General features: G+C 52.0%; 1 protein-coding gene. It reads right to left on the bottom strand.

The window, feature by feature from the left end; all coding sequences use genetic code 11:
* A protein-coding gene (locus AB3U87_RS21935; protein WP_394150518.1) for an IS3 family transposase occupies window positions 1-1,090 on the bottom strand; the annotation gives its coding sequence in 2 pieces (ribosomal slippage) (window positions 1-853 and window positions 853-1,090; 1,091 coding nt annotated over the 2 pieces). This gene is flagged as partial in the annotation.
* Window positions 1,091-1,124: the final 34 nt, after the last annotated feature.

The following is a 1,124-nucleotide window of genomic DNA, read 5'->3' as shown; positions in this document are numbered from 1 at the left end:
TCGCTAGAACCATGCCGACGCTTACTGTTATAAAACATTTCGATGTAATCAAAAATATCGCTGCGGGCTTCTTCCCGCGTTCCGTAGATCTTTTTCTTTATCCGTTCGCGTTTCAACAACTGGAAAAAGCTTTCTGCAACCGCATTATCATGGCAGTTACCGCGACGGCTCATGCTGCCCTCCAGGCCGTGTGATTTCAGGAACGACTGCCACTCATGGCTTGTGTACTGACTGCCCTGATCCGAATGAACCAGCACCTGTTTTTGGGGATTACGCCGCCATACAGCCATCAGCAGTGCGTTCAGGACAATGTCCTTTGTCATCCGGGATTGCATGGACCAGCCGATAATTTTGCGTGAGAACAGATCAACAACCACGGCAAGATACAGCCAGCCTTCGTGGGTCCTGATGTAGGTTATGTCCGTTACCCAACGCTCATCCGGAGCATCCGGATTGAACTGTCGCTGGAGCCTGTTGGGCGACACGATACTGGCCTCGCCTTTACGTGCCCGCGGGCTCCGGTATCCGACCTGAGCCTTTATCCCGACACGTTTCATCAGTCGCCAGACTCTGTTCACTCCGCACTGTTGCCCGCTGTCCCGCAGATCCAAATGGATCTTGCGATAACCATAGACGCATCCCGATTCCAGCCAGAACTGTTTAATCTGTCCTGTCAGTCCCAGGTCTGCCTGATGGCGTTGTGAATGCGGCTGCTGAAGCCAGGCGTAAAAACCACTGGGATGAACATCCAGCACCCGACAGAGCAGGCGAACAGGCCAGCAACAGGTGTTGTCACGGATAAAGGCGTACCTCAGTCGGACAGCTTTGCGAAGTACGCCGCGGCTTTTTTTAATATGTCCCGTTCGTCGGTAACCCGCTTCAGCTCTTTCTGGAGACGGCGGATCTCGGCCTGAGCATCTGACTGTTCTTTATTAGTGGAAGAATCCGGACCGTACTTCTTTATCCATGCGTAAAGGCTGTGGGTAGTGATATCGAGACGTGTTGCAACGCTGGAAACAGAATGGCCACGATCGACAACCTGTTTGACTGCTTCAATTTTAAACTCTTCTGGATAACGCTTACCGCTCATGGGCACCTCTCTTTCAGCCATCTTAAATGACTCT

This window comes from Erwinia plantamica, from assembly GCF_043420595.1.
In the GTDB taxonomy this organism is placed as follows: domain Bacteria; phylum Pseudomonadota; class Gammaproteobacteria; order Enterobacterales; family Enterobacteriaceae; genus Erwinia; species Erwinia aeris.
The sequence above is the reverse complement of the archived record's forward strand: the minus strand, read 5'-3'. Positions and strand labels throughout refer to the sequence as shown.